Genomic DNA, 26,451 nt, shown 5'->3' on the forward strand with positions numbered 1-26,451 from the left:
TGCCTTGCCGTGATACCAATACCGTACTGTCAGTGACGCACAACCAAAACATAAGTATAGGCCATGGCCAAATCTACCGAACTGAGTCAAGTGAACTTCCCTAATCCAATGAGCTTACCTAATATTGACGGTTTATCTCCACGCCAACTGGCTCGCCGAACGTCATAACATCGCTTTCACCAAACCAATCCCCCTCTCGAGTCCCCACGTTACCATCATGGTCAATACGCACACGGACTATCAGTTGCTGTAGGTCGGTGAGTTTACGTCCCTCAATCATACTATTACCATCATCGAGCACGACAGTACGCGGGAAGGCACCGAGTGGATAGCGAGCGGCAGCAACCGGCATTGGTGAGCCGTCAGCCGGGTGTACCGATACGATCAATTGCGCATTTGGTTCGATGGGCACTTGCTCGGCAATAGAAATCGTGACTGCCACAGTGCGACCCGGTGCCACGTTCTCCCCCATCTGGATCTTGGCACTTTCGATACTGCGCTCAAGCATTTCGTAGCGGGGGTCTTCAGAACCAATCATCTGTTGCATCATAGTCCAGTAGCGAATGGCGCTAGGAAAGTCTTGTTGCTCGAAGGCGTCAAAGGCAAGCAGTGACACCACGCGCAAGTCAACAAAGTCTTGCTGCATTAAGTTCGCCAGTAGACCGCGTGCCTGCTGCTGGTCGAGTGGGTCTTGTGAGAGCATCAAGGCTTGGGCATAACCCAGTTGAATATCTTCGTTATCCGACTCCAGGCGATAGGCCCGTTTCATCGCGCCAATAGCGGTATCTATATCTCGGTTGGCCAATCCAATTCGTCCGAGCAACAACCATCCGGTTGAATCTTCAGGCTGGAAATGCAGACGAGTTCTCAGGGCGAGAGTCAGTTCATCCATTTCTGGCTCAGTCAGTGATGCCCCCTCGGGTGCCATCAGTTTTTTCGATAGCTCAGGTAAGTTTGCCGCCACACCTTGCCAGCTCTTCACCTCGCTTGCGGCGCCAAACTGGTTGTACATTACGATAGTGACCACCAGCAGGAACGCCAGAGATGGACCAAATACCAGCCAGGGGTTAATCTCCCCCTTCGGTGCGACTCGATCTTGCTCCGGAATATCATCGAGGAGTGACTGCTTGAGATCCGCGATCAGCTCCTTTTGATCCTCAACCAGACCTTCATCACTCTCTTCACTCAATTCTGCTAGGCGATCCTTGTAAAAGGCTTTGTTGAGTTGATCGCGCAGTGCTTGATCTTGGTTTTGCTTACGATTAATGATCGGCAACACCACGAGTAATCCAGCAAACACCAATAGAATCGCGGAAGCGATCCAAAATAACATCATGACTTTTCTCCGTGATCCTTGTCATCCAAAAGAGCCTGCAAGCGTGCCTCTCGCTTATCATCCCACCCATTAACGGAGCTGTTTGACGCCGGCTTTCTTCGACTGCGATAGACTATCATCGTCATGCCGAAAATGATCACCGCTAACGGACCAAGCCACAAGATCGCGGTGGCGGGGGTCAGTGGCGGATTGTAGGTAACAAAATTACCGTAGCGCGCCACCATATAGTCGACGATCTCCTGCTTTGACTTACCCTCTTTAGTCATCTCATACACCTTCTGGCGCAGATCCTGCGCTAGCTCAGCATTTGAGTCACTAATGGTGTTGTTTTGACACTTAGGGCATCTTAGTGTGTGGCCAAGCTCCTTAAACTGCTGCTCTTGTTTGGGGTCATCAAATTCGTAGACCTGAATCGAAGCCATCACAGAGAAAGAGAGCAGCAAGGTCGCCATCAAGGTCAATAGGGATCGGCTGATCATAACTCGCTCTCCACTAACATTTGCTGATACATGGGGCCGAGCTTGTCCTGCCAATTGCGCGCATTCACATCACCGACGTGTCGATAACGGATCACGCCTTCGGCATCGATTAAGAAGGTCTCTGGCGCACCATACACACCAAGATCGAGCCCTAACATACCTCGCCCATCAAACAGGCTAATAAGGTATGGATTACCGAGGTCGCGCAGCCAGCCAATCGCTTTAGTGCGATCGTCTTTATAATTCAGACCAACTATCTTAACCCCTTGTTCGGCAAGTTGATTTAGGAATGTATGCTCAGCATAACAAGTCGGACACCATGTTGCCCAGACGTTAAGCAGCAAGGGCTGCCCTACAAAAATCTCCCTGTCATGTTGCATCCCGGCTTGCTCGAGATCTTCGAGGCGGAACTCAGGAACCGCTTGGCCGACTAATACCGACTCCAGCTTAGTCGGGTCATCACCACCCGCATTTTTAACCAGTTGAATAAAGAACACCCCAACGAGTAGCAGAAACGCTACTAGAGGGACATAAAGAACTTTTTTGCTCATGGTTATGCCTCCTGCGCTCGCTGCTTGCTGCCGGCTTTAGCAGGCTGCTTGCTGCGAAAACGATAGCGTCGATCGCTGATCGCCACCATACCGCCTATCGCCATCATTAGGGCACCGGCCCAAATCCAACGCACAAACGGTTTGTAATATAGGCGTACCGCCCACGAAATGTTGTCATCTAAACGCTCACCCATTGCAACGTAGAGATCGCGCGTCACACCGCGATCGATGGCCGCTTCAGTCATCATTGAACGCTGAGTGGTGTAGAAGCGCTTTTCTGCGTACAAGGTATTGATTAACTTCCCGTCGCGCTTAATGTCAAAGTCTGCAATGTAGCCGTCATAGTTGGGGCCGTCATTGTCTCGTAAGCGTTTAAAGTGGAAATCGTAACCCTTAATTTGATAATGCTCACCCGGCGCTAGGCGCACATCACGCTCGATACTGTAGTTTTGCACCATCGCAATCCCGATGACACTCACCGCAAGCCCAATGTGGCCTAACATCATCGCCCAGTGACTGCGCTGCAGTTTTTGCACACCTGCCCAGAACGTATGCCGGTGGGTGGCGCGCTGGTGAAGCTCATAACCGTGCATGAAGGTGATCCACAGTGCCATAATCCAGCCGATATACGCCATGGTGCTGAAGAAGTCGGCAAACAGCACCACGCACAGTGCACCGACGATAATCGCTGCCACTCCTGATGCCAACATCGGCTTAAATAGCTTACTCAAGCTATCTCGCTTCCAGCGCAGCAATGGACCAATGCCGAGAATAAAGGCGAACGGGATCATCAGCCAGGCAAATAGCATGTCGAAGAAAGGGGCACCGATTGAAACCGACCCCAAGCCAATTTGCTTATGCACTAGCGGAAGCAGGGTGCCGACAAGGACCACAACCAGCGCCGCCATCAGGATAACGTTATTTGCCAATAGGGCATTTTCACGTGAAATGAGGTCAAAGTTACCACGTGCGCGTACTGAGGCTCCTTTGAGCGCAAACAGCAGCAACGAGCCACCAATGACCACCACTAAGAAGCCGAGGATAAACATGCCGCGTGAAGGGTCTGAGGCAAAGGCGTGCACCGAAACCAAAATACCGGAGCGGACCAAGAACGTACCCAATAAGCTGAGTGAGAAAGCCATAATAGCGAGCAGTACCGTCCAAGCCTTAAATGTGCCTCGCTTTTCTGTCACGGCCAGCGAATGCATCAAAGCCGTCCCTGCCAGCCACGGCATAAACGAGGCGTTCTCGACAGGATCCCAGAACCACCAGCCGCCCCAGCCCAGCTCGTAATAGGCCCACCATGATCCCAAAGCTATCCCGACGGTCAAAAACAGCCAAGCTGCCGTGGTCCAAGGACGTGACCAGCGAGCCCAAGCGGTATCGAGGCGCCCAGACATCAGCGAGGCAATGGCAAACGCAAACGCAACGGAAAAGCCCACATAGCCCATGTAGAGCATGGGTGGATGCACAATCAGACCCGGGTCTTGCAATAGGGGATTCAAATCCCGTCCATCGACAGGAAAGTACGGTAAGGTGCGGTCAAATGGATTAGAGGTGAGAATGATAAACAGTAAAAAACCAACGGTGATCATGCCCATGACACCCAGTACGCGCGCGACAGACTCCTGCGGCATACCACGGCTAAACGAAGCAACCGCCACCGTCCAGATGGCCTGTATCAGCACCCACAACAGCAGCGAACCTTCATGTGCTCCCCACACCGCAGTGATACGATAAAACCATGGCAGCTTGCTATTGGAATTATTGGCCACGTACTCAACCGTAAAGTCATTGGTATAGAAGGCCCAGCACAGGATAATAAATGAGATGAGCAGCATCACAAACATCCCCCAGGACAGGGGGCGAGCGCTGTTCATCAACAACGTGTTGTTGCGAGATGCACCCAGAACCGGTAAGGCACTTAAGAGAAGTGCCAGTCCAAGCGAGATGATCAGTGCAACATGTCCAACTTCGACTATCATCACAAATTTCCTTGCTTCTGCTCTTGGCTATATTGCAGCGGCTCGTGCGTTTTCTGCATCGCATCGGCAATCTCTGGCGGCATATACTCCTCGTCATGCTTGGCCAGAACCTCAAACGCCTCTATGGTGGTTGGGTCAACCAACACACCTTGAGCAACAATACCCTGCCCCTCACGGAACAAGTCGGGAAGAATGCCATTATAGAGAACGGTGACTTTCGGTCCGATATCATGCAAGTCAAACGAGACACGCAGTGAGCTTGGGTCACGTGATACCGAGCCTTCAACCACCATGCCGCCGATGCGAAGGCGCTGGCCGACCTCGGGTTTCACACCAGACTTGCCATTAACCAACTCTGTCGGGGTATAGAAAAGGTCCATATTTTGATTCAACGCATAAATCACTAGCCCTACCGTGAGCAACGCCCCAACAAAAATGGCCGAGATCACCCCTAATCGTTTTTTACGTCTTGGATTCACGATTTGTTCTCCTAACTTAAAGCGTGTTTTCTAGGTCTTTGGCGGCATCAATGCGCGCTTGACGCTCAATTTTGCTGTTCACGTTTTTCAAAAGTTGCTGGCCGCGACGCACACTGATCAACAACAAGGCCACTAGGGCGCCAAAAGTGATACCAAACGCACTCCACACATAGCTGCTGTAGCCACCCATAGCAAGAAAGTCACCTAAAGATTCAAAATGCATAGTCTCTCCCTTACTTTTTAACTGCCAACGTTTTACCGTCCAATGCTTTGGTTGCTAGAGCCAATACCCAAGGACGGTGACTTTCTCTCTCAATGATCTCATTCCGCAAACGAATCATGGTCACTGTGGCAAAAAACAGTGCAAAACCCAACAGGTTTAGCAGTAAAGGCCACAACATGTCGTTGGAAATCGACGGCTTTGCAAACTTAGTGATCGTCGCACCTTGATGGAGGGTGTTCCACCACTCGACTGAAAAATGAATGATAGGTAGATTGATCACACCAACGATCGCCAAGATCCCCGCCGCCTTTGCTGCCGTTTTTTGATCATCAAAGGCATGGTAAAGAGCGATAACACCGAGATACAGAAACAGCAATATCAGCTCTGAGGTTAATCTTGCATCCCACACCCACCATGCCCCCCACATCGGTTTACCCCAAACCGCTCCGGTTACCAGTGCTATAAAAGTATAGACTGCGCCAATGGGGGCCATTGCCGAAGCTGCAAGGCTTGATAATTTGAGTTGCCAGACGAGACCAATGAAAGCAGCGATCGCCATTGACATATAAACCCCCATCGACCAGATGGCTGCTGGCACATGGATGTAAATAATACGAAAGCTGTCGCCCTGCTGATAGTCGGCCGGTGCGAACGCAAGCCCCCAAATGGTACCAACAGACAACGAAATCAAGGCTCCCAGTGCAAACCACGGAAGCAGTCTGCCGCACAACTGATACGTCACCTCAGGCTTTGAGTAGGGATGAAGCCATTTCCACATTGGTATATCTCACTCTCACTTTCCTTTGCGTAATGGAAGCCCTGCAAGAGCAACTCCCATCATTATCAAAGAGGTTATTGGTTAATCGATTAGTTTACGCTCACGCGCAGCGATGCACTGATTGCAAAAGGCGTCGCCGTCAGTGCTGCAACTAACATGGCCAATAAGATGGCTAATTGGCCATTATACGTAGCACCCATGGATGCCGATTCAATTGCCGAAGTAGCAAAGATCAAAATTGGTATATACAGTGGCAGCACCACCAGACTTAACAGCACACCGCCTTTTTGCAATCCAACCGTTAGAGCGACGCCTATCGCCCCAACAAAACTCAGTGTTGGCGTGCCGACGAGCAAAGTACCTACCACGGCAAGCCAAGTATTGAAATCGAGCGATAGGAGAATACCCAATAGCGGGCTTATGATTAACAATGGCAGGCCCGTTAGTAGCCAATGCGCGACGACTTTTGCGATCACGGCAAGGCTTAGCGGTATCGGCAATAACATCATCTGCTCCAATGCACCATCTTGAAAATCATCTCGAAACAGACGCTCAAGTGATAATAAAGCCGCAAGCAAGGCAGCCACCCAAATAATACCGGGTGAGATGCGAGCCAACAAATTGGGCTCAGGACCGATACTGAGTGGAAAAAGGGTGATCACTAAGATAAAGAACCACAACGGATTAAACAGGTCCGCTTGTCGACGCAAGGCGATAAGCAACTCACGCTTAATGACCATAAAGAAAATCGTGCTCACTATGCCGCTCCCAACTTTATTTTGCGTATCGGTTGATCATCGCTAAACATATCTTGATGGGTCGTCAATAGCACAATACCGCCCGCTTGCGTATGGCGAATAAACAGGGCCTCTAAGACCTTTACACCCTGTTTATCGATCGCAGTCAGTGGCTCATCTAACACCCATAGAGTTTTGTCACTCAACCATAACCGAGCCAAAGCAACCCGACGCTGTTGACCTGCTGAAAGTTTACTCACCGGAATGTCTTCACGCCCAGCTAGGCCGACTTGGGCAAGAGCTTGATAGAGAGCTTCACGATTGACAGAGCGATTTGAATGGACCGAGTGATAAAAGAAGAGATTCTCAAAGGCCGTCAGCTCACGCTTGATCCCGGTTTGGTGACCAAGGAACAACAGATCACGATGATACGCTTCACGATCATCGGCAACAGGGAGCTGATTCCAACTGACCACGCCCGATTCCTTGTCACTGAGACCAGCAATAATCCGCAGCAAAGTTGTCTTGCCAGTGCCATTGCGGCCTTCTATCTGCACCAACTCTCCCGGTTGGATTGAAAAAGAAAGGTCGGCAAAGAGCACTCGTTCTCCACGAAGGGCCGTCAGTTGATTGACTTCTAACATCCGTTTTCTATTTACAATTTATGAGCAACCATCTTAGCACAGGAGGCGCTGATATCTACGGCGTGACCTCTAGAAATGTAAAAAAACAAAAGGGGACCTAAGCCCCCTTAACATGTTGATACAAAAGATATCCACCCAAAAACACAATCTAATTAGTTCATTTTCGTTACAAATCGATTACTTGCGTTTGAGTTTGCGCTGCCCTTGCCGGAGACGCTGTTCTGGTAAGCTCTCCAGAGGTGGGACCGACTCTTGACCGGCGAGTTTTTTCTGCAGTGACATCATCAATTCAGCCTCAGCTTTGGGTAACTCACACTCATGGATTAACTCATCGAGCTCGGCCCCGAGCTGAACCATTTTAGTTGCTCGGGTATACAAACGCCCATCGGTATCGGCTTGCTCAAGTTCCAGTACGCGTTCATGCAGATGTTGAATAATATCTTGCTGCTCAGTCACACGTTGGCCAAGCCCGACAACCACTGAGCGTACCTCAAGCAACTGCTTAGAAGTTTTGTCGAGCTCTCTACCCAACTTTCGGTTCTGGGTACTGAGCTGCTCAAAGTGCTTACGACTGGCAAACGCTATCCGCAACACAACAAGCAGCAGACAGACAAAAGCAATCGACCCGATTATCATCGGGGCGGTAAACAAGGCGCTATTCATTGGGCGATCTTATTCATATTCGCAGGTCATCCAAGCTTACAGGTAAGCCATCTCATCCCATTCTTCATCTGAGAGTAGCTTATTTAGGTCAACCAAGATCAGAAGTTTACCTTCACGGTTACTCACACCTTGAATAAATTTCGAGCTTTCGTCGGCACCAACACTTGGCGTGGTATCAATTTCGGATGAGCGCAGATACACAACCTCAGCAACACTATCAACCAAGATACCAATCACTTGACGCTCTGATTCAATCACGATAATACGCGTGTTATCCGTTACCTCACCACCGGCAAGGCCAAAACGTGAGCGGGTATCTATTACGGTCACCACGTTTCCACGCAGATTAATAATACCCAACACATAGCTTGGTGCACCTGGGACAGGAGCGATTTCAGTGTAACGCAGTACCTCACGGACCTGCATAACATTGATGCCATAGGTTTCTTCCTCAAGCTGAAAGGTCACCCATTGCAGCACTTCATCGTTGGCTTGCTCTTTTCTTACTTCAATTTCATTTAATTGAGACATACCTTAATCCTCTACTAAAAGCGTGTTGTGCTGTCTAACGAATGACGGCCCGGACATCCAGTCCAGCATCAAGCATCTTAATCAGTTCTTCAACATGAACCAATGCACACATTTTTTCTCTAACCATTCCCGCAAGCCAAGGGCGTTTACCCGCAGTCTCACGCCAATTTATCATGTCCGGATTGAGTGCTTCAGTGCCTTTAAGCGCGGTACTTGCCAGCCCCCAAGTGCTCTGCCCCAACATGACGATATACTGGTACTCTGATTTATAGTGATCATCGACGAGTTTTTCGGCCATCACCCAACGAGCGGTATCCACCACATCGTACTGATTTTCACGGGTAGTATTCAAACCTAAATACCATTCCGGTCGACCGACCAAGTGAGATAATTCGCCCATTTTGTGGATGCCACCAAGCTCGTCGAGAGGCACCGCAAACGTCATACCATTGACATCAAAATACAGCACCTGAAACACCTGCTCTCGCTTGGTGCTCTGCCAAACAGGTGCCTGCTGCGCGGCCTCAACCGATTGAACCGCGAGCTCAACCTCTGGCTCTAGCTCTGGCGAAAACGACTCTGCCTCTGTCGAGATCAGTACCTGCTCTGTATCCGCCTTTTGACTAACCTCTTCGGCCATCGGCTCAAAGTGGTGATCAACCATCTGATTTTGCTGCTCAAGCTGGGCAAGCAGTTTCTCAACATCACCGAGATCTGAGCCCGCTAACTCGGGCTCATCCCCCAGCCAAGCTAAGGAATCTGATCCCGCTAGATAGTCTGGCTCTGGCTCTGGCTCTGGCTCTGGCTCTGGCTCTGGCTCTGGCTCTGGCTCTGGCTCTGGCTCTGGCTCTGGCTCTGGCTCTGGAGCAAGGTTATCGAGCTGGACAACAGTGTCAATCAAACTGGCATTGTCTTCGTCCACGTCCATTTCACTGTCATCTAGCAGTGCCGTAAAGTAATCGTCCAATGCCTGTTCACCCGATAGGCTGGGTTGGTTACTCATCAAACATTAACCTCTCAAGATGCAGCAGTAACTGTTTATAGGCGAATACGCCTCGGCTTCCAGGTGCAAAATGGGACACTGGAAGGTGCTTTAAGCTGGCGTCACGGAATTTAGTGTCTATGGGTATCGCCGAATTCCACACCTGCTCTGGGTAATCTTTTTTAAGCTGAGTCAATGTCTGTAACGACGCCTTGGTACGCTTATCGTACATGGTAGGCACGATAGTGACGGCAAAACTTTTGCTGCGCGATTTTTGCATTATCTTTAGGGTACGCATCATTCGCTCAAGCCCCTTCATCGCGAGAAACTCGGTCTGCACCGGTATCAAGATACGATCGCTGGCCGCCAAGGCATTGACCATCATGACGCCAAGGATTGGAGGGCAATCGATGATGACGTGATCATAATGCTCACGCAGGGCAATTAGGCTTTTCTTCAAGATCAATCCCATGCCGCTACGGTTGCCCATGACGCGATCAAGGGTCGCCAGTGACATATGGGCCGGAATCAGATCAATACCGTCAACCGGCGTCGAATGGATCAGCGGCTTTACGCTCGCTTCGCTGAGTGTTTTCAATTGAAACAAGTCAAACAGGCTTGAATCAAGCTCATCACTGTCGATCCCCAAATAGGAACTCAGCGAGGCGTGCGGGTCGGTATCCACCAATAACACGCGCTTGCCTTGCTTGGCGAGTAAGCCTGCTAAAGTAATGGTTGACGTGGTTTTCCCCACGCCTCCCTTTTGATTTGCTACGCTCCAGATCTTCATCTCAACTCTGCGCCATTCCCAGTTCGACCAGTATTCGTTCGGCGATTCGCTCAAGCGGCAGGCTCTCAGACGAAAGCCCAACCTTAGTCACTGCCTGTGGCATACCATACACGACACAGCTGTCTTCGTCTTGCGCCCAGATAGTGGCACCCGCCGACTTAAGCATTCGACAGCCTTCACGGCCATCCGCCCCCATCCCCGTTAATACCAGAGACAGTACTTTGGCGCCAAATACCTTGGATGCACTGCCAAAGGTGACGTCGACACACGGCTTATAGTTCATTCGCTCGCCCCCATCGATAATCCGCACACGGGGTGAACTCGAGCGCCCATCCAGCATCATCTGCTTGCCCCCAGGGGCAAGATAGGCCACGCCCGGCCTTAAGATGTCTCCATCCTCGGCTTCTTTAACGGTAATCTTACATAAGCTATTGAGACGAGACGCAAACGCATTGGTAAACGTTCCCGGCATATGCTGAACCAGTACAATAGGATGTGGATAATTGGCAGGCAATCGCGTCAAGATGGTTTGCAAGGCTACCGGACCACCCGTGGAGCAGCCGATCGCGGTCAGCTGGTAATCTTTGCCAGTTCGTTTGAAGCGGCTGCGCACCGGCGTGGGCTCAATGTGACGTGTTCTTTCACTCGGTTGCCTCGCCTCTGCTTTGGCTCGCACCAGTGAAGGCGCAGTGGTGGAGCGCACTTGACTTGCAACTTGACGACGCATAAAACTGCGCCGTGAAGCGATATGACTCACGCGCTGCTGCAACAGGCTTACTGCCTCGTCACGATTGCGCGCGATGTCTTCAAACTTCTTGGGTAAAAAATCCACGGCCCCTGCATCAAGCGCATCCAATGTCGCCTTTGCTCCCTCATGCGTAAGAGAAGAGAACATCAAGATCGGCGTAGGCGTCGCTGCCATGATTTTTTTCACTGCAGTGATCCCATCCATCACGGGCATCTCGATGTCCATCGTGATCACATCAGGCTTGAGCTGCTCAACCTTTTCGACGGCCTCTCGCCCATTGACAGCGACATCAATAACTTCCAAGCGCGGCGATGCGTTGATAATCTCACTGACTCGACGACGGAAAAAGCTCGAATCATCAACAACTAATACTTTTATTGCCATTGCATTCCTTTGATCTTACCAAAAGGCTAAATACGTGAGGCAGCCGCATACTGCTTCAGCAGGTCGGGTACATCGAGAATCAAGGCGATATGACCATCACTGGTGATCGTCGCCCCAGCCATTCCCGGAGTGCCCTGCAGAAGTCTATCCAATGGCTTGATCACCACCTCTTCTTGACCAATCAGGGTGTCAACCACAAAGCCAACCCGTTGGCTGCCAATCTGAACAATCACCACATGTCCATGTCCCTTACGTAACTCGACTTGACCTGCATGTGGAGCAAGCCAGTTTTGTAAGTAAAACAATGGAATCGATTTATCACGCACAATAATCGTCAGCTGGCCGTCCACCACGTTGGTGCGACTAAGATCGAGATGGAAGATCTCATTCACGCTCGCAAGTGGCAGAGCAAATGGGTTACCCCCAACGCCAACCATCAGGGTTGGTAGTATCGCTAGGGTCAAAGGCACCTTGATGGTAATGCGGGTCCCCTTACCCATCTCTGAGTCGATATCAATGGAGCCATTGAGGGTATTGATTGCGGTCTTGACCACATCCATTCCCACGCCACGTCCCGAGATATCTGAGATCTGCTCTTTACTGGAGAAGCCTGGCATCAGGATCAGGTTAAAACACTCTTTATCCGACAAGCGCGATGCGGCATCATCGTCCATCATGCCACGCTTGACAGCAATGCTGCGCAGTTTATTCGGATCCATACCGCCGCCATCATCGATGATCGCCAGCTCAATATGATCCCCTTCCTGCGCCGCCGATAAGATCACCTTACCCGCGCGTGGCTTACCATTCGCCTCACGTACATCAGGCATTTCGACGCCATGATCAACCGAGTTACGCACCAAGTGGATCAATGGATCCGCCAGCGCTTCAACTAAGTTCTTATCAAGATCCGTATCTTCACCGCGCATCTCAAGGGTAATTTCTTTGTTAAGGTTGCGCGCCAGATCGCGTACTACGCGAGGGAAGCGGCCAAAGACTTTCTTGATCGGCTGCATCCGCGTCTTCATCACAGCGCCTTGAAGATCCGCAGTCACCACGTCAAGATTAGCGACCGCTTTGGCCATCTCTTCATCGTTACTATTTAGACCAAGACTGAGCAAGCGATTGCGCACTAAAACCAGCTCTCCGACCATATTCATGATGGTGTCTAGCGTTGAGGTATCGACGCGCACGGTCGCCTCAGCCTGAGGCTTCTTAAGCTGTGGCTCAGCCTTAGCTGACACCGAAGTTGGCTCTTTCGCGGCAACCACCGGCGCAGCTGGCAAACTGGTCGTACTGCTTGATAATGATGGCTGTAGGTTAGCCGCTGCCGGTTTGGTCGCCATTTCAAGCTCTTCAACCGAGGGGCCCTTGCCCGTGCCATGCAGTTCATCGAGAAGCTTTTCGAACTCCTCGTCTGTCATTAGGTCATCGTCTTGTGCTGCCGCTAGGATTGGCGATGGTTCAACTGCCTCTGTCGAAACAATTGGCGTGGTCTCCTCACTCGCTTCTCCCGCCGAAGGCCCTTTGCCCGCGCCGTGCAGTTCATCTAACAGGCGCTCAAACTCATCATCTGTGATATCACCTGTGACATCAGCACATGCAGTTGGTGTCGAGGCTGGTAATTCACTCACTGCCGCATTGCTTTGAGAGGCGTTAACCGCTGAAGCATGACGACCAGGTGCACTGCCTTTACCATGTAACTCATCGAGTAGGCGGTCAAACTCATCTTGGGTGATTTCGTCCACGGGACCGACATCACTCACGCTTGGCGTGATTACCGGCTGCGGCAACTCTACTGCTGCTGGCGCCGCTGATGACGCAATGTCACTGTCTTGCGTTTCTGGTGCGGACAGGCGATGCAGCTCATCGAGTAGCGCTTGTTCGGCGACTGGCATCGGTTGCTGGCTCTGTACAGCAGCAAACTGCAGATTAACTGTATCCAAAGCGCTGAGCATGGTGTCCATAAGACTGGAGGTGAGTGTGCGTTGACCATTACGCAAAATGTCGAAGACATTCTCTGCACCGTGACATGTGTCAACAAGCTCGGTTAGAGACAGGAACCCTGCTCCGCCTTTTACCGTGTGGAAGCCACGAAATATGGCATTGAGCAGATCTTTGTCGTCGGGATTGTTTTCGAGCTCTACCAGTTGCTCTGAGAGTAGCTCAAGGATTTCGCCGGCTTCTACTAAAAAATCCTGTAGAATGTCTTCATCTAATTCGTAACTCATAAAATACCCCTAAAACCCAAGACTTGAGAGGAGGTCATCGACTTCGTCTTGAGATGAAACTGCATCCATTCGCTGCTCGGGATCAATAATAGGCCCCTCAGCAGCCAGCGTTGTTCGTTGTTTGTTTTCGACTGGTTTAACCTCTGAAGCACTGAAGACGGTTAGGATGTCCACCAGGCGCCCCTCAACTTCATTCACTAAATTGATAACCCGATGGATGGTCTGTCCGGTTAGATCTTGAAAGTCCTGTGCCATCAAGATCTCGGTCAACTGACCACGAACCTCTGTACTGTCCCCTTCAACACGCGTAAGCAACGCATCAATGTCATAACAGAGACTCTTGAAATCCGCCAACTGAATACGACCATGCATCAGGCGATTCCACTGAGGGCGGACCTCCGTTAGATGCTGATTCAGTGAGTCTGCCATTGGTAGACATCGCTCGACCGCATCCATGGTGGTATTCGCCGCCAGTTCAGTTTTCTGAATAACGTACTTTAAGCGATCCTTTGCATCTGGGATCTCGTCGTTGGCAATCTCCCCGAGCCTTTCGTCTTGGGTAAATTGCTTCAATGAGTCATGCAGTTCACGGGTCAGTAATCCAATCTCATTTAGAATGTCATTCTCACTTGCCCGATAGATGTCTAACAGCAGTGTATTGGCGTCTTGTTGCTGCTGGTTTTCCAGTAGTGTCACCAGCTGCTGCGCTTGTTGTAATGAAATCATCCTAAATTGACCTAGCCTAGATTATTGATTCAATTATTGTTGTGACTATCTATTGCCAAACGCTTATAAGCGCTCGAAGATTTTGTCGAGTTTTTCTTTTAGCGTCTGTGCAGTAAATGGCTTCACAATGTAACCGTTCACCCCAGCTTGGGCGGCTTCAATGATCTGCTCACGCTTTGCCTCTGCGGTGATCATCAGCACTGGCAAGTGCTTAAGATCGGCATCAGAACGAATGTGCTTAAGCAAATCAATACCCTGCATACCCGGCATATTCCAGTCGGTCACAACAAAGTCAAAATCGCCTTTCTTAAGCATTGGCAGCGCGGTCAAACCATCATCCGCTTCTTGGGTGTTACTAAAACCCAGGTCTCGGAGCAGGTTTTTTACGATACGTCGCATTGTTGAAAAGTCATCAACAATAAGGATCTTCATATTTTTATTCAAAATTGCCTCCACTGATTCAAGCGTCAGTGTTTATTCGTCATTGTCAGTCCACGCTCGAAGTTTCGAACGTAAACGCTGCATAGATTGACTGAGGATTTGACTCACACGTGACTCACTCACGCCGATCACCTCACCAATTTCTTTTAGATTGAGCTCTTCGTCGTAATACAACGAAAGCACCAAAGCTTCTCGTTCCGGTAGCGATTTTATCGAATCTATCAACGCATGGCGAAAAGATTCATCTGCAACCCCTTGAAAAGGCGCGTTATCATCATCTTCAGCGGTGTTGATGACATCATCAGAAACACCCAGATCATCAATACCCACGATTTTCGAACAGTTGATGTCCGTCAGCGCAGCGTGGTATTGATCCAACGACATTTCGAGAAATTCCGCGACCTCAATATCGGTTGGGTTACGGTTAAGCTGCCCTTCTAGGGTCGCTATCGCTTGTGTGATCTCGCGACTGTTACGGTGTACCGACCTGGGCACCCAGTCACCTCGACGAATATCGTCGAGCATCGCACCGCGAATCCGGATACCGGCATAGGTTTCAAAGCTAGCGCCTTTACTCCCATCATAATTTTTCTGGGCCTCAAGCAGACCAATCATGCCGGCTTGAATCAAATCATCGACCTGCACACTCGGTGGCAGGCGACCAATCAAATGGTGAGCAATCCGTTTCACCAAAGCAGAATACTTCTCTAAGAACACCTTCTGGCTGTTTTGATGAGCCAGGTGACCATAGGTTAATGCTTTATTCAAAGAACGGCTCTCCCGATATCTGCGAGCGGTTCAACAGGCGCTCAACAAAAAACTCCAGATGACCGGTTGGTGTTTTCGGCAGTGGCCAACCTAACGCTTTACCTGCCAGTGAACCCAGCGCTAGCGCCGCAGGTGAACGAGGGAATGCATCGACAACAATCTTTTGTTTTTTAACAGCTTGTCGCACTTTATCATCTAATGGAATGCATGCCACTAGTTCAAGGCTCACATTAAGAAATCTCTCTGTGACCAGGGTCAGCTTTGCAAACAATTCTCGTCCTTCGCGATAACTGCGCACCATGTTCGCCACCACTTTAAATCTCTGTACTTGGTGCTCTTTACTTAATAGCTTAATCAGCGCGTACGCATCAGTGATCGACGTCGGCTCATCACACACCACTACAACCACATCTTGCGCGGCGCGTGAGAAGCTCACTACCATGTCTGAAATACCGGCGGCGGTATCGACAATCAGCACGTCCATTTCATCTTCAAGGCTGCCGAATGCGCGGATAAGCCCAGCATGTTGAGCATGAGATAGCTCCGCCATCTTTTGCGTACCTGAAGTGGCCGGGATGATCTTGATCCCATGAGGTCCCTCGACGATGGCATCTTTAAGGTCACATTCGCCAGCAAGGACATGGCCAAGGTTGCGCTTAGGACGAAGGCCGAGCATTACATCAACGTTGGCCAAGCCAAGGTCAGCGTCCAGCACCATCACCTTTTTGCCTTGGCGCGCCATACAGATCGCCATACCTAGGCTAACATTTGATTTACCCACACCACCTTTACCACCGGTGACAGCAATAACCTTAGTCAGTGAAGGCTGGGTCAGGCGACGTAGACCACTCGCTTGGTCTTGAATCATATTCTCTACCATAATTGTTACCCCTTAAGGTGCCTCCACATCACTATTCCAGTAGTGAGGTTCATTTTCTCGTGACTTCTCCAGTAGCTCATTAGCCTTGGCCACCATGTATTTTGGTTGAGCCAACACGATATCCTCAGGCACCCGCTGCCCATTGGCGATATACGCCACTGGCAACGCGTTTTCTATCACCACGCCAATGAACTCACCCAAGCTCAATGACTCGTCCAGTTTAGTCAGAATGCAACCGGACAATGGGATCCGTTTAAAGTGGTCAATCGTCTCTTGTAAAACCTTGCGCTGCGCTGTAGCAGGTAGCACCAAATAACTGTGTATCACCTCGCCGCTTTCTTGCATCAAGGTGTCAAGTTGCTCAGACAAGCGCACATCACGCTGCCCCATACCTGCAGTATCTACTAGTATTAAACGACGATTTCTCAGCTGATATATAACATCGGCCAATTCATTTGAATCTTTAGCGACTCTTACAGGGCATCCCATGATGCGACCGTAGATTGCCAATTGCTCATGAGCGCCAATTCGATAGGTGTCTGTGGTCACCAGTGCAACGTTGTCCGCGCCATATTCCATCGCTGCGCGCGCAGCAAGTTTGGCAATAGTGGTAGTCTTACCCACACCGGTTGGTCCAAGCAATGCAACCACCCCACCTTTGCGCAAGATATCACTCTTGGCAGCCGGGATCTGGTCAGCAACTAACCCGAGTAATGCCTTCCATGCTTTGGGTGGCGGCGTATCTTCAGGGATGTAGCAGGCAAGCTGGTCCGCCAACTCTTCCGAAAGCCCCATACGTGTCAAACGCTTAATCAACATTGCTCGCAGCGGCTCACGGCGCTCAACTTCTTGCCACATCAGCCCGGAAACTTGGTGCTCAAGCAGACGGCGGATCGACGCCATTTCTTCGCGCATATTTTCAAGTTCCTCAGCCGATACCGATTCATCAACGCGACCGCGTTCATATCGCGTGGGGTCGAGCATCGGCTTACGAGAGCCTGGTCGATTGTCACTTAACATATTGGACAAATTTGGCGCTGGCTCATCGGGTGCTTGATCTTTAAAGCGTGAGATAGGTGCTCGACCTAGGCTTGGCGTATGAGTCTGACCACCTTTATGAGTCTGGCTGTCGGATTGACGTTTAAGTAGTGCAGAGAGTGAATCCTCGTTCTCTGCAGGGGGCAGCTCAGTATCACCGTCAGCAGATTTGTAGTGTCTGAGCATATTGGCAAAGCGCTGAGTCATTGATGAGCTTGACTTCTCACCCCCTTGGAGGCTCACGCGATCCTCATCGAGTTGACGCTCTGTCGCACGAGTTGGTGGGCTTACTTGTGCGTTACGCGCCGCAGGCTTGGTCGGGGCGCGTCCGGTCGGGCCGCGTCCGGTCGGGCCGCGGCCGGCCGAGCCTACCGGGTCAGCGTCGATGGCAGCAACAATTTCCACACCACCAGCCACTCGCTTATTTGACATGATCACCGCATCGTCCCCAAGCTCTTCTTTCACTTGCAGGAGTGCAGTTCTCATGTCCTTAGCGAAAAATCGTTTGATTTTCACGATGGTTTTCCGTCTAACCGGGTGTTATTCCAAATCCTAATAGGCAGGAATACCCGTAAGTTTAAAGTTACAATGAGCGGTCAATACCACTCAAATCAAATAGGGTCTAGTTTCCCACCGCCTGAACAATGCGGATCTGCTTCTCATCCGGGATCTCTTGGTATGAGAGCACGCGCAAGGTTGGAATGGTATTTTTAACAAATTTGGCCAAGGTACCGCGCAGAACACCTGAGGTCAGTAGCACAGCTGGCTCACCTTTCAGCTCTTGCTCTTGGGTTGCCTGGCTCAGAGACGACTGCAAGCGCTCCGCGAGACCCGGCTCGATGCCTGCGGACTCACCACCGGATGCCTGCATCGTTTGATGCAATATTTGTTCCAGCTCAGGAATTAAGGTAATTACCGGCAACTCTGGCTCTATACCATTGATTTCTTGAACAATTAGGCGTTTGAGCGCGATGCGCACGGCGGCAGTGAGAATGTCAGGTTCTTGACTCTTGACCGAATACTCAGAAAGCGTTTGAACGATCGTGCGAATATCACGGATTGGGATCGCCTCGTTAAGCAGGTTCTGCAGTACTTTAACCACCACGCCCAATTGCAATTGATCTGGGACGAAATTCTCCACCAGCTTAGGTGCGCTGCGGCCAAGCATCTCGAGCAGGTTCTGTACCTCTTCATGGCCAATCAACTGCGAAGCGTTGTTGACCAACAGCTGGCTGAGGTGTGTCGCCAATACCGTTGAAGAGTCGACCACGGTGTAGCCCAAAGCTTGAGCGTGCTCTTGTTGTTCGCCGCGGATCCACACCGCCTCAAGGCCGAAAGCAGGGTCGATGGTGGGCTCACCTTCAATCATACCGTAGACTTGTCCTGGGTTGATCGCCAGCTCTTGGTCAGGACGAATTTCTGCCTCACCGACTGCAACCCCCATCAGGGTGATGCGGTAGCTATTTGGCGTCAGCTCCAGGTTGTCGCGTATGTGGACCGCAGGGATGAGAAAACCAAAGTCTTGCGACAGCTTTTTACGCACGCCTTTGACCCGCTCAAGCAACTCACCACCTTGGTCACGATCCACCAGCGGGATTAATCGATAGCCAACCTCCAGCCCAATAATATCCACTGGCTGCACATCATCCCATGACAGCTCTTTCGGCGTGGTCGACTCTGCGTCGGTAGTAGCAGGAAGCTTGGGTTCATCCTTGCGGCGTTGGTGCTTTTTATTAATCCAGTATGCCCAGCCACCCGCCATCGTCGCGAGTAGCAAAAAGGCAAAGTGCGGCATGCCTGGCACAATCCCCATCACGCCAAGAATGCCGGCGGTGATGGCCAAAGCCTTGGGGTTATCGAACATCTGAAATGCCAGTTGCTCACCCATGTCTTCGTCGGTATTTTGTCGCGTCACCATAATGGCGGCGCCAATCGAGAGCAATAGTGATGGGATCTGGGCAACCAGACCATCACCGATGGTGAGCAAGGTGTAGATCTCAATCGCTTGGCCAAAGGCTAGGTCATATTGGATCATACCAATCACCAGACCACCAACAATATTGAGCATCAAGATCAAAATACCGGCGATGGCATCACCCTTAACAAACTTTGACGCACCGTCCATCGAGCCATAAAAGTCGGCTTCTTTGGTCACTTCCATACGTCGAGTTCGGGCTTGTTCTTGGTCGATAAGACCCGCATTAAGGTCCGCGTCAATCGCCATCTGTTTACCCGGCAAGGCATCGAGAGTAAAGCGAGCGCTCACCTCTGAAATTCGACCAGCACCCTTGGTAACGACCATAAAGTTGATGATCATTAGGATCAAAAACACCACCAAACCCACGGCATAGTTGCCGCCAATCACCACGTTACCGAACGCCTCAATCACATTGCCGGCCGCGCCTGGCCCCTCGTGACCACGCAGCAATACCACTCGGGTAGAGGCTACGTTCAGCGCCAACCGGAGCAGAGTGGCGATCAGCAGCACTGTCGGGAAAGCGGCAAAATCCAACGGCCTTCGGGTGTAGACCGTCACCAGCAGCACCACCATTGCTAAGGCAATGTTAAAGGTAAACGCCAAGTCGAGCAGCAGCGCTGGCATCGGCAGCACCACCATCGCCAGAGTAGCAAGCACCATGACCGGCGCCCCTATCGCAGGGATCGCTTGACGAGGTAGAGGCGGTAATTTATCGGCGAATGGGAGAGTGAGTTTCATACTGACGTTGGTTCAAGCTGACGTTGGTTCAAGGAAGTGGGCGTAGATACGATGGCAAATAAACTGCCCAAAAGTAACAAATATGCAAAAATCATTCCAAATAAACGTCAAATTTCCGACACGCCTAGACCCCCATCAATCACCGGAGATCAGATTTGATGAGTTAACTCCCCGCGGCGCACAGCTAAGTCAAAATCAACCACAGCGATACCGGAGGTGAGAAACATTGGAGGCGTGGAGCCTGAAGCAAATGCTGAGGTCATGTAACTGACGAGAGGCAGGTGGGAGACCAGCATCACACTCTCCAAGGTCTCTAGCTCTGCGACTGCGCACACATACTCGAGTACATCATCAGCATCACCATACGGCGTGATGTCGTCACATGTTTCTACGCTACCAACATCAAATTTATCCTTGATGGTATCCCAGGTTTGCTGAGCACGCACATAGGGACTGACCAGTACCTTGTCGACCTCTTGACCGGCGAAGGCAAGAAGCTGATCGGCGGCCGCCAAACTTTTGTCGATGCCCTTGGCAGTCAGTTGTCGCTCGGAGTCTGTCGCGGCGAACATCTCGGCTTCGCCGTGACGCATAATAATTACTTTCATTATTCTAACCTATTATTGCGATGGGCTTGGACATACCCAATCCAGTCACGATCTTGTGTGTATTGTGTTGTTTATTGGTATGACATACAAGTGTCACTGTCTCAAACAGTGATTGTCACACAAATCACGCTACCGGTATTTGATCATACGTTGCTTACCACAAATCAATCATTAATCAGCGGAACTCAAGCCATCTTTAGACCTAAGTATCTTTGCTTAAACTACCACGCCATAACAAGTTTTTTTATTAACAATTTTACCTAACACCAGTTTACCGCCATACTAGTAGGCAACGCGAGACTATCCATTCTAGGTCGTAATGGGAGTACCACTTCAATCACCAGACAACCACCGGAGCCCTCCCGTGCACATTAGCCCTAATGATAACAGCCACTACCACGCCCTGACCCTAGACAATCAACTCAGGGTTCTTGTAATCAGCGATGAGAATGCACAAAAGTCGGCTGCGGCACTGGCGGTTAATGTTGGGCACTTTGACGACCCAGAAGACAGACAGGGTTTGGCGCATTATCTCGAACACATGTTGTTTTTAGGCACCGAGCAATTTCCTGTGGTGGGAGACTTTCAACGCTTCATCAGCCAGCATGGCGGCAGCAATAATGCTTGGACAGGTACCGAGCACACCTGCTACTTTTTCGACATCAGCAACGAGCATTTTGAATCGGGCCTGGAGCGCTTTAGTCAGTTTTTTGTCGCCCCGCTGTTCAATCCTGACGCTGCCGACAAAGAGCGCCACGCGGTTGATTCAGAATATAAGATGAAAATCAGTGATGATAGCCGTCGCATCTATCAGGTACACAAAGAGCTGATCAATCAAGAGCACCCCTTCAGCCAGTTCTCCGTCGGCAGTATTGATACCCTTGAGGATCGAGATAACCAATCCATCCGTGACGTCGTGATGCAATTTCATCAGCAGGAGTACTCAGCCGATCTCATGACCCTGGTGCTGATCAGTCCAGTGAGCCTTGAACAACTGACCGGGTTGGCGAAGACCTACTTCAGCCCTATCACCAATAGCGCCAAGGCAAGCAAGCAAATTGAGCCACCTTTTGTCACAAATGAGACTATAGGGTTAAGGGTGAATATCGAGCCTGTCAAAGAGATGCGTAAATTGTCCATCTCTTTCGCCCTACCCGCCATGGACCACCATTATCAAACCAAACCGCTGTCGTACATTGCGCATATGATTGGCTATGAGGGACCGGAAAGCTTGATGATCAAGCTCAAGCAGCTCGGTTGGATCGTCAGCCTATCTGCTGGTGGCGGCGTCAGTGGCAGTAATTACCGCGAGTTTACGATTGGCTGCTCCCTCACTGAGCTCGGATTGGAGCACGTCGACGAGATTATCCAAGCGGTCATGCAGTATATTCGCCTAATTGAGCGTGAGGGACTGGATGCTTGGCGCTACGATGAGAAGCGCGCAGTGCTTGAGGCGGCTTTTCGCTTTCAAGAGCCTACCCGTACCCTAGACAAAGCCAGTCATCTGGTGGTCAATATGCAACACTATCACAGCGATGACTATGTCTATGGTGATTACATGATGCTCGACTATGACTCGGTGGCCATCAAACAAGCCCTGAGCTTTTTTACCACCGACAACGCTAGAATCTCTTTAGTCGCCAAAGGGCTTGAGTATGACCGAGAAGCGCAGTGGTACTTTACTCCCTATTCAAGTCGCCCTATTTCCGCCGCCGAGCATCAACTTTATGCCACCGATGACACAAAGTTCGCTTGCGGTCTGCCTCAGCAAAACCCGTTTATCTGCTACGACCTAGAGCCGAAAGCGGTCGAGGCACACGAAGAGGTGCCCAAGATCATCGAAGAGGCAGAGGGTTTTGCCTTGTGGCACCTGCAGGATGATCACTATCGCGTGCCAAAAGGTATGAGCTATATTGCCATCGACAGCCCACATGCGGTTTCATCACCCAGCAATATTGTAAAAACGCGCTTATGCGTCGAAATGCTCCTAGACTCCCTCTCTGAGGACACCTACCAAGCCGAGATTGCGGGAATGGGGTATAACCTCTACACCCACCAGGGGGGCGTCACCCTCACTGTGTCCGGCTTTTCACAAAAGCAGCCGGAGCTGCTTAAAATGATCCTGCGTAAGTTTACCGAGCGCAGTTTTAACCCAGCGCGTTTTGAAACCATTAAGACTCTGCTGGCCCGCAGTTGGAATAATGCGGCCAAAGATCGCCCCATATCCCAGCTGTTCAATACCATGACCGGATTATTGCAGCCCAATAACCCGCCGGCTTCAGTGCTCGCCGCGGCGCTCGAATCGATAGAGCTTGACCAGTTACCGCCGTTTGTCGAACAGCTACTTGCCACCTTGCATGTTGAAATGTTTGTCTACGGCGACTGGACCCGCTCCGAAGCTCTGGCACTGGGGGAGACGATTAAAGATGCGCTGAGAGTCAAAAACCAAACCTATAAGGAGTCGCTGCGCCCGCTGATCATGCTCGGCAACGAAGGGACTTATCAACGTGAACACCAGTGTGGTCAAGACGACTCTGCCGTGGTGGTGTACTACCAATGCCCCAATAGCGATACGCGCTCAATTGCCCTGTACTCGCTCGCCAACCACCTAATGTCGGCCGCATTCTTTAACGAGATCCGTACCAAGCAGCAGCTTGGCTACATGGTAGGCACCGGCAATATGCCCCTCAATCGACACCCTGGGATAGTCCTTTACGTCCAATCGCCCAAAGAGGGCCCGAGCGCCCTGATGCACTCGATTGATGAGTTCCTCAATGCCTTCTACCTGCTGCTAATTGAGTTAAATGAATATCAATGGCACAGCAGTAAGCGCGGCTTGTGGAATCAGATTGCAACGCCCGACCAGACCATGCGCAGCCGAGGTCAGCGCCTCTGGGTGGCGATTGGTAATAAAGATCACGATTTTGACCAAAAAGAGCAGGTGCTTAACGAGCTGAAATCGCTGACACGGGCCGATATGATCCGTTTTGTGGTCAACGAGCTCAAGCCCCGTGCCTCCAACCGCTTGGTTATGCACGCCACCGGCAGCGCGCATCAAGATAGCGAGCCACTGGTGCTGGGTCACCAAATCGGCTCTATCGACGAGTTTCAGCTTAAGCCCAAAGACTGCGAGTTGGGCTAATCTTGCTCAGAAGCAACAATCGAACGCAGGCTGTGGGGATGTAGCTTGATGCACACGCCTTGATGTTTGATCGCCAAGGTAGGATTAGCAAGGCGCTCCCCCTCCCCTTTAGGGCTGGATAATTTGAGCGTAGCGCCGAGCTGTTCGGCCTTGCGCTGCAGATTATTAAAACCCTCAATGCGCTCTAGTTCGCTGACGAAATCCTCCACCGTCTGAGCATCCGATGGAATGACAAACTCTACGTGCTCCCACCCTTGCTGTGGATATAGCTTACCTTTGGCGGGAAAAGGCAACTCAAGGCACTCTATCTGCCAAGCATCAACAGTTACGGGCTGATTGAAGCGACTGACGATGATTGGCCGGTGATTGATCTCGGCGGATGAAATCTCCTCCCCATACGCCCGCCATGCCAGTCTCGCTTGCTCGGCAATATCGGGATCATTGATCCTCAGTGCAATATGATCCGCCTGATAGGGACTGAGATCAATATCCAGCATCTCCGCGAGTTGGGTAATCTTTTGCATAAACTGAGGCAAATCCTCTAGCATTTGCCGAGGATCAAGGCGTAAGGTATCCAGTGAGGTCATGGTTTTTTCTCTAATTCGACGCAATGCTTGGCACTATAGCGCTTCTAACGAGAAATTTCCCTAAATCCTCTCTGTATGACAACCGATAAAGTTGTTATCATTAGCGCCATTTTTGTGAACTACTACAAATCTCAGTCTGCTTATACTGGGCTTTCGTCCTTGAAATGAAGGAAACGCGTGTGAATATCCAAGCACTTATTAATGACAAAGTATCTCAGGCTCTCGAAGCCGCTGGCGCACCTGCAGGCAGCCCTGCTGCTGTCCGCCAATCTGCAAAGCCACAATTTGGTGACTACCAAGCTAACGGTGTGATGGGTGTTGCGAAGAAACTTGGCACCAATCCACGAGAATTTGCTCAGAAAGTGCTCGATGTTCTAGACCTAGATGGTATCGCGAGCAAAGTAGAAATTGCTGGCCCTGGCTTTATCAACATCTTCCTTGATGAAGCGTTTTTGGCTCAGCAGGCGGATGCCGCACTGGCGGATTCTCGCCTAGGTGTCGCAGCTGAAGCACCACAAACCATCGTGGCAGACTACTCTGCACCAAACGTGGCAAAAGAGATGCACGTGGGCCACCTGCGCTCAACCATCATTGGTGATGCGGTTGTGCGCACACTTGAGTTCCTAGGGCACAATGTGATCCGTGCGAACCACATCGGTGACTGGGGCACCCAGTTTGGCATGTTGATCGCCAACCTAGAACGTGTGCAGCAAGAGTCCGGTGAAGTCTCTATGGAGCTGTCGGATCTGGAGGCTTTCTACCGCGAGTCGAAAAAACTCTACGATGAAGACGAAGAGTTCGCGGTGAAAGCACGTAACTACGTGGTGAAACTGCAAGGTGGCGATGAGTTCTGCGGCGAAATGTGGAAAAAGCTTGTCGACATCACCATGATTCAAAACCAGCGCAACTACGACCGCCTAAACGTGTCACTGACTCGTGATAACGTGATGGGTGAGAGTCAGTACAACCACATGCTGCCAGGCATTGTGGCTGATCTAAAAGCGCAAGGCCTAGCGGTTGAAGATGACGGCGCGCAAGTGGTGTTCTTGGACGAGTATAAGAACAAAGATGGCGACCCGATGGGTGTTATCATTCAGAAACGCGACGGTGGCTTCCTCTACACCACGACCGACATCGCTTGTGCGAAATACCGCTATGAGCAGCTAGGTGCGGATCGCGTGCTGTACTTTATCGACTCACGTCAACACCAGCACCTAATGCAAGCATGGACTATCGTACGTAAAGCCGGCTATATCCCTGAGTCTGTATCACTAGAGCACCATGCGTTTGGTATGATGCTGGGTAAAGATGGCAAACCATTTAAGACTCGTGCTGGTGGCACTGTACGTCTGGCAGACCTGCTTGATGAAGCCGAAGAGCGCGCAGCGAAGCTAATCGAATCGAAAAACCCAGAGCTGGATGCTAACGAGAAAGCCAAGATTGCTAACACGGTTGCGATGGCCGCCGTGAAGTACGCCGACCTTTCTAAGCACCGCACCACCGACTACGTGTTCGATTGGGACAACATGCTGGCCTTTGAGGGTAACACCGCGCCATACATGCAGTATGCCTACACTCGTGTTGCTTCTGTGTTTGCTAAAGCTGGCGTAGCCATGGACTCGCTAGAGGGTGAGATCAAGGTTACCGACGAGAAGGAAAAAGCCCTAATCGCGAAATTGCTGCAGTTTGAAGAAGCCGTACAAGCGGTGGCTCGCGAAGGTCAACCACACATCATGTGTAGCTACCTATTCGAGCTTGCAGGTCAATTCTCAAGCTTCTACGAGGCTTGCCCAATCCTGATCGCTGAAGATGAATCGGTTAAGCAGAGCCGCCTGAAACTGGCTGCGCTGACGGCAAAAACCATCAAGCAAGGTTTAGCATTGCTGGGTATCGAAACGCTTGAGCGTATGTAAGCGCTGGTCTCGATGAGATAAGAACTTAAAAAGGTTGATGTGAGAGCATCAACCTTTTTTATAGCTGAGAACAATAGAGAGAAGATGGAAT

25 protein-coding genes are annotated in these 26,451 nt (G+C 50.8%); 2 read left to right on the forward strand and 23 right to left on the reverse strand.

The window, feature by feature from the left end; translation table 11 throughout:
• Nucleotides 1-118: 118 nt before the first annotated feature.
• From ccmI to sixA, 22 genes are all read right to left on the reverse strand, one after another.
• On the reverse strand, nucleotides 119-1,336 hold the full coding sequence (gene ccmI, locus ACSTTG_RS01665; protein ID WP_438460698.1) for a c-type cytochrome biogenesis protein CcmI: 1,218 nt from the start codon (nucleotides 1,334-1,336) through the stop codon (nucleotides 119-121).
• Complete coding sequence (locus tag ACSTTG_RS01670; RefSeq protein ID WP_438473904.1) at nucleotides 1,333-1,812, reverse strand: cytochrome c-type biogenesis protein; 480 nt, start codon at nucleotides 1,810-1,812, stop codon at nucleotides 1,333-1,335. Before ACSTTG_RS01670 ends, ccmI begins: the two co-directional genes overlap by 4 nt.
• Nucleotides 1,812-2,366 (reverse strand): DsbE family thiol:disulfide interchange protein, encoded by a 555-nt coding sequence (locus ACSTTG_RS01675; RefSeq protein ID WP_438460697.1) that lies wholly within the window; start codon nucleotides 2,364-2,366, stop codon nucleotides 1,812-1,814. Before ACSTTG_RS01675 ends, ACSTTG_RS01670 begins: the two co-directional genes overlap by 1 nt.
• Nucleotides 2,367-2,368: 2 nt before the next feature.
• Nucleotides 2,369-4,351, reverse strand: a complete 1,983-nt coding sequence (locus ACSTTG_RS01680; protein WP_438473622.1) for a heme lyase CcmF/NrfE family subunit — start codon at nucleotides 4,349-4,351, stop codon at nucleotides 2,369-2,371.
• Nucleotides 4,351-4,830 (reverse strand): cytochrome c maturation protein CcmE, encoded by a 480-nt coding sequence (gene ccmE, locus ACSTTG_RS01685; RefSeq protein WP_438460695.1) that lies wholly within the window; start codon nucleotides 4,828-4,830, stop codon nucleotides 4,351-4,353. Before ccmE ends, ACSTTG_RS01680 begins: the two co-directional genes overlap by 1 nt.
• Before the next feature lie 16 nt (nucleotides 4,831-4,846).
• Nucleotides 4,847-5,053 (reverse strand): heme exporter protein CcmD, encoded by a 207-nt coding sequence (gene ccmD / locus ACSTTG_RS01690; protein ID WP_438460694.1) that lies wholly within the window; start codon nucleotides 5,051-5,053, stop codon nucleotides 4,847-4,849.
• A 10-nt stretch (nucleotides 5,054-5,063) separates the two neighbouring features.
• Complete coding sequence (locus ACSTTG_RS01695; RefSeq protein ID WP_438473623.1) at nucleotides 5,064-5,831, reverse strand: heme ABC transporter permease; 768 nt, start codon at nucleotides 5,829-5,831, stop codon at nucleotides 5,064-5,066.
• Nucleotides 5,832-5,920: 89 nt separating this feature from the next.
• Nucleotides 5,921-6,571, reverse strand: a complete 651-nt coding sequence (gene ccmB / locus ACSTTG_RS01700) for a heme exporter protein CcmB (protein WP_438460788.1) — start codon at nucleotides 6,569-6,571, stop codon at nucleotides 5,921-5,923.
• Nucleotides 6,572-6,588: 17 nt separating this feature from the next.
• Entirely contained in the window at nucleotides 6,589-7,212 is a 624-nt protein-coding gene (gene ccmA, locus ACSTTG_RS01705) for a cytochrome c biogenesis heme-transporting ATPase CcmA (RefSeq protein ID WP_438460692.1), read from the reverse strand.
• Between the two features lie 177 nt (nucleotides 7,213-7,389).
• Complete coding sequence (locus tag ACSTTG_RS01710; RefSeq protein ID WP_438460691.1) at nucleotides 7,390-7,875, reverse strand: DUF2802 domain-containing protein; 486 nt, start codon at nucleotides 7,873-7,875, stop codon at nucleotides 7,390-7,392.
• A 36-nt stretch (nucleotides 7,876-7,911) separates the two neighbouring features.
• Entirely contained in the window at nucleotides 7,912-8,406 is a 495-nt protein-coding gene (locus ACSTTG_RS01715) for a chemotaxis protein CheW (protein ID WP_438460690.1), read from the reverse strand.
• Nucleotides 8,407-8,440: 34 nt separating this feature from the next.
• Nucleotides 8,441-9,409, reverse strand: coding sequence for a chemotaxis protein CheW (locus ACSTTG_RS01720; protein ID WP_438473624.1), 969 nt, complete (start codon nucleotides 9,407-9,409; stop codon nucleotides 8,441-8,443).
• A complete protein-coding gene (locus tag ACSTTG_RS01725) occupies nucleotides 9,402-10,178 on the reverse strand; it encodes a ParA family protein (RefSeq protein WP_438460688.1) in 777 nt (258 codons plus the stop codon). Before ACSTTG_RS01725 ends, ACSTTG_RS01720 begins: the two co-directional genes overlap by 8 nt.
• A 1-nt stretch (nucleotide 10,179) precedes the next feature.
• Nucleotides 10,180-11,310, reverse strand: a complete 1,131-nt coding sequence (locus ACSTTG_RS01730) for a protein-glutamate methylesterase/protein-glutamine glutaminase (protein WP_438473625.1) — start codon at nucleotides 11,308-11,310, stop codon at nucleotides 10,180-10,182.
• A 26-nt stretch (nucleotides 11,311-11,336) separates the two neighbouring features.
• Nucleotides 11,337-13,541 (reverse strand): chemotaxis protein CheA, encoded by a 2,205-nt coding sequence (locus ACSTTG_RS01735; RefSeq protein WP_438473626.1) that lies wholly within the window; start codon nucleotides 13,539-13,541, stop codon nucleotides 11,337-11,339.
• Between the two features lie 9 nt (nucleotides 13,542-13,550).
• Nucleotides 13,551-14,267 carry a protein phosphatase CheZ gene (locus ACSTTG_RS01740; RefSeq protein WP_438473627.1) on the reverse strand — a complete coding sequence of 239 codons (717 nt, stop codon included), beginning with the start codon at nucleotides 14,265-14,267 and terminating at the stop codon, nucleotides 13,551-13,553.
• A 63-nt stretch (nucleotides 14,268-14,330) separates the two neighbouring features.
• Nucleotides 14,331-14,699 (reverse strand): chemotaxis response regulator CheY, encoded by a 369-nt coding sequence (cheY, locus tag ACSTTG_RS01745; RefSeq protein ID WP_438460787.1) that lies wholly within the window; start codon nucleotides 14,697-14,699, stop codon nucleotides 14,331-14,333.
• A 42-nt stretch (nucleotides 14,700-14,741) separates the two neighbouring features.
• Nucleotides 14,742-15,476: an RNA polymerase sigma factor FliA gene (locus ACSTTG_RS01750; RefSeq protein WP_438460684.1), complete on the reverse strand. Its 735-nt coding sequence runs from the start codon at nucleotides 15,474-15,476 to the stop codon at nucleotides 14,742-14,744.
• A complete protein-coding gene (locus ACSTTG_RS01755) occupies nucleotides 15,469-16,356 on the reverse strand; it encodes a MinD/ParA family protein (RefSeq protein WP_438460683.1) in 888 nt (295 codons plus the stop codon). The genes ACSTTG_RS01750 and ACSTTG_RS01755 overlap by 8 nt, the downstream gene beginning before the upstream one ends.
• Before the next feature lie 12 nt (nucleotides 16,357-16,368).
• On the reverse strand, nucleotides 16,369-17,910 hold the full coding sequence (flhF, locus tag ACSTTG_RS01760) for a flagellar biosynthesis GTPase FlhF (protein WP_438473628.1): 1,542 nt from the start codon (nucleotides 17,908-17,910) through the stop codon (nucleotides 16,369-16,371).
• A 106-nt stretch (nucleotides 17,911-18,016) separates the two neighbouring features.
• Nucleotides 18,017-20,110, reverse strand: a complete 2,094-nt coding sequence (gene flhA, locus ACSTTG_RS01765) for a flagellar biosynthesis protein FlhA (RefSeq protein WP_438460681.1) — start codon at nucleotides 20,108-20,110, stop codon at nucleotides 18,017-18,019.
• A gap of 149 nt (nucleotides 20,111-20,259) precedes the next feature.
• Nucleotides 20,260-20,718 carry a phosphohistidine phosphatase SixA gene (gene sixA / locus ACSTTG_RS01770; protein ID WP_438473629.1) on the reverse strand — a complete coding sequence of 153 codons (459 nt, stop codon included), beginning with the start codon at nucleotides 20,716-20,718 and terminating at the stop codon, nucleotides 20,260-20,262.
• A gap of 364 nt (nucleotides 20,719-21,082) precedes the next feature.
• Between sixA and ACSTTG_RS01775 the strand changes: the two genes are divergently transcribed.
• Nucleotides 21,083-23,860 (forward strand): insulinase family protein, encoded by a 2,778-nt coding sequence (locus ACSTTG_RS01775; protein WP_438473630.1) that lies wholly within the window; start codon nucleotides 21,083-21,085, stop codon nucleotides 23,858-23,860.
• Here ACSTTG_RS01775 and ACSTTG_RS01780 read toward each other — a convergent pair.
• A complete protein-coding gene (locus ACSTTG_RS01780) occupies nucleotides 23,857-24,447 on the reverse strand; it encodes a VOC family protein (RefSeq protein WP_438473631.1) in 591 nt (196 codons plus the stop codon). The two genes, ACSTTG_RS01775 and ACSTTG_RS01780, sit on opposite strands and share 4 nt — an antisense overlap.
• Before the next feature lie 179 nt (nucleotides 24,448-24,626).
• On the opposite strand from ACSTTG_RS01780, the gene argS reads away from it, so the two are divergent.
• Nucleotides 24,627-26,360, forward strand: a complete 1,734-nt coding sequence (gene argS, locus ACSTTG_RS01785; protein ID WP_438473632.1) for an arginine--tRNA ligase — start codon at nucleotides 24,627-24,629, stop codon at nucleotides 26,358-26,360.
• Nucleotides 26,361-26,451: the final 91 nt, after the last annotated feature.

It is taken from the genome of Vibrio glycogenivorans (assembly GCF_051660965.1).
Taxonomy (GTDB): domain Bacteria; phylum Pseudomonadota; class Gammaproteobacteria; order Enterobacterales; family Vibrionaceae; genus Vibrio.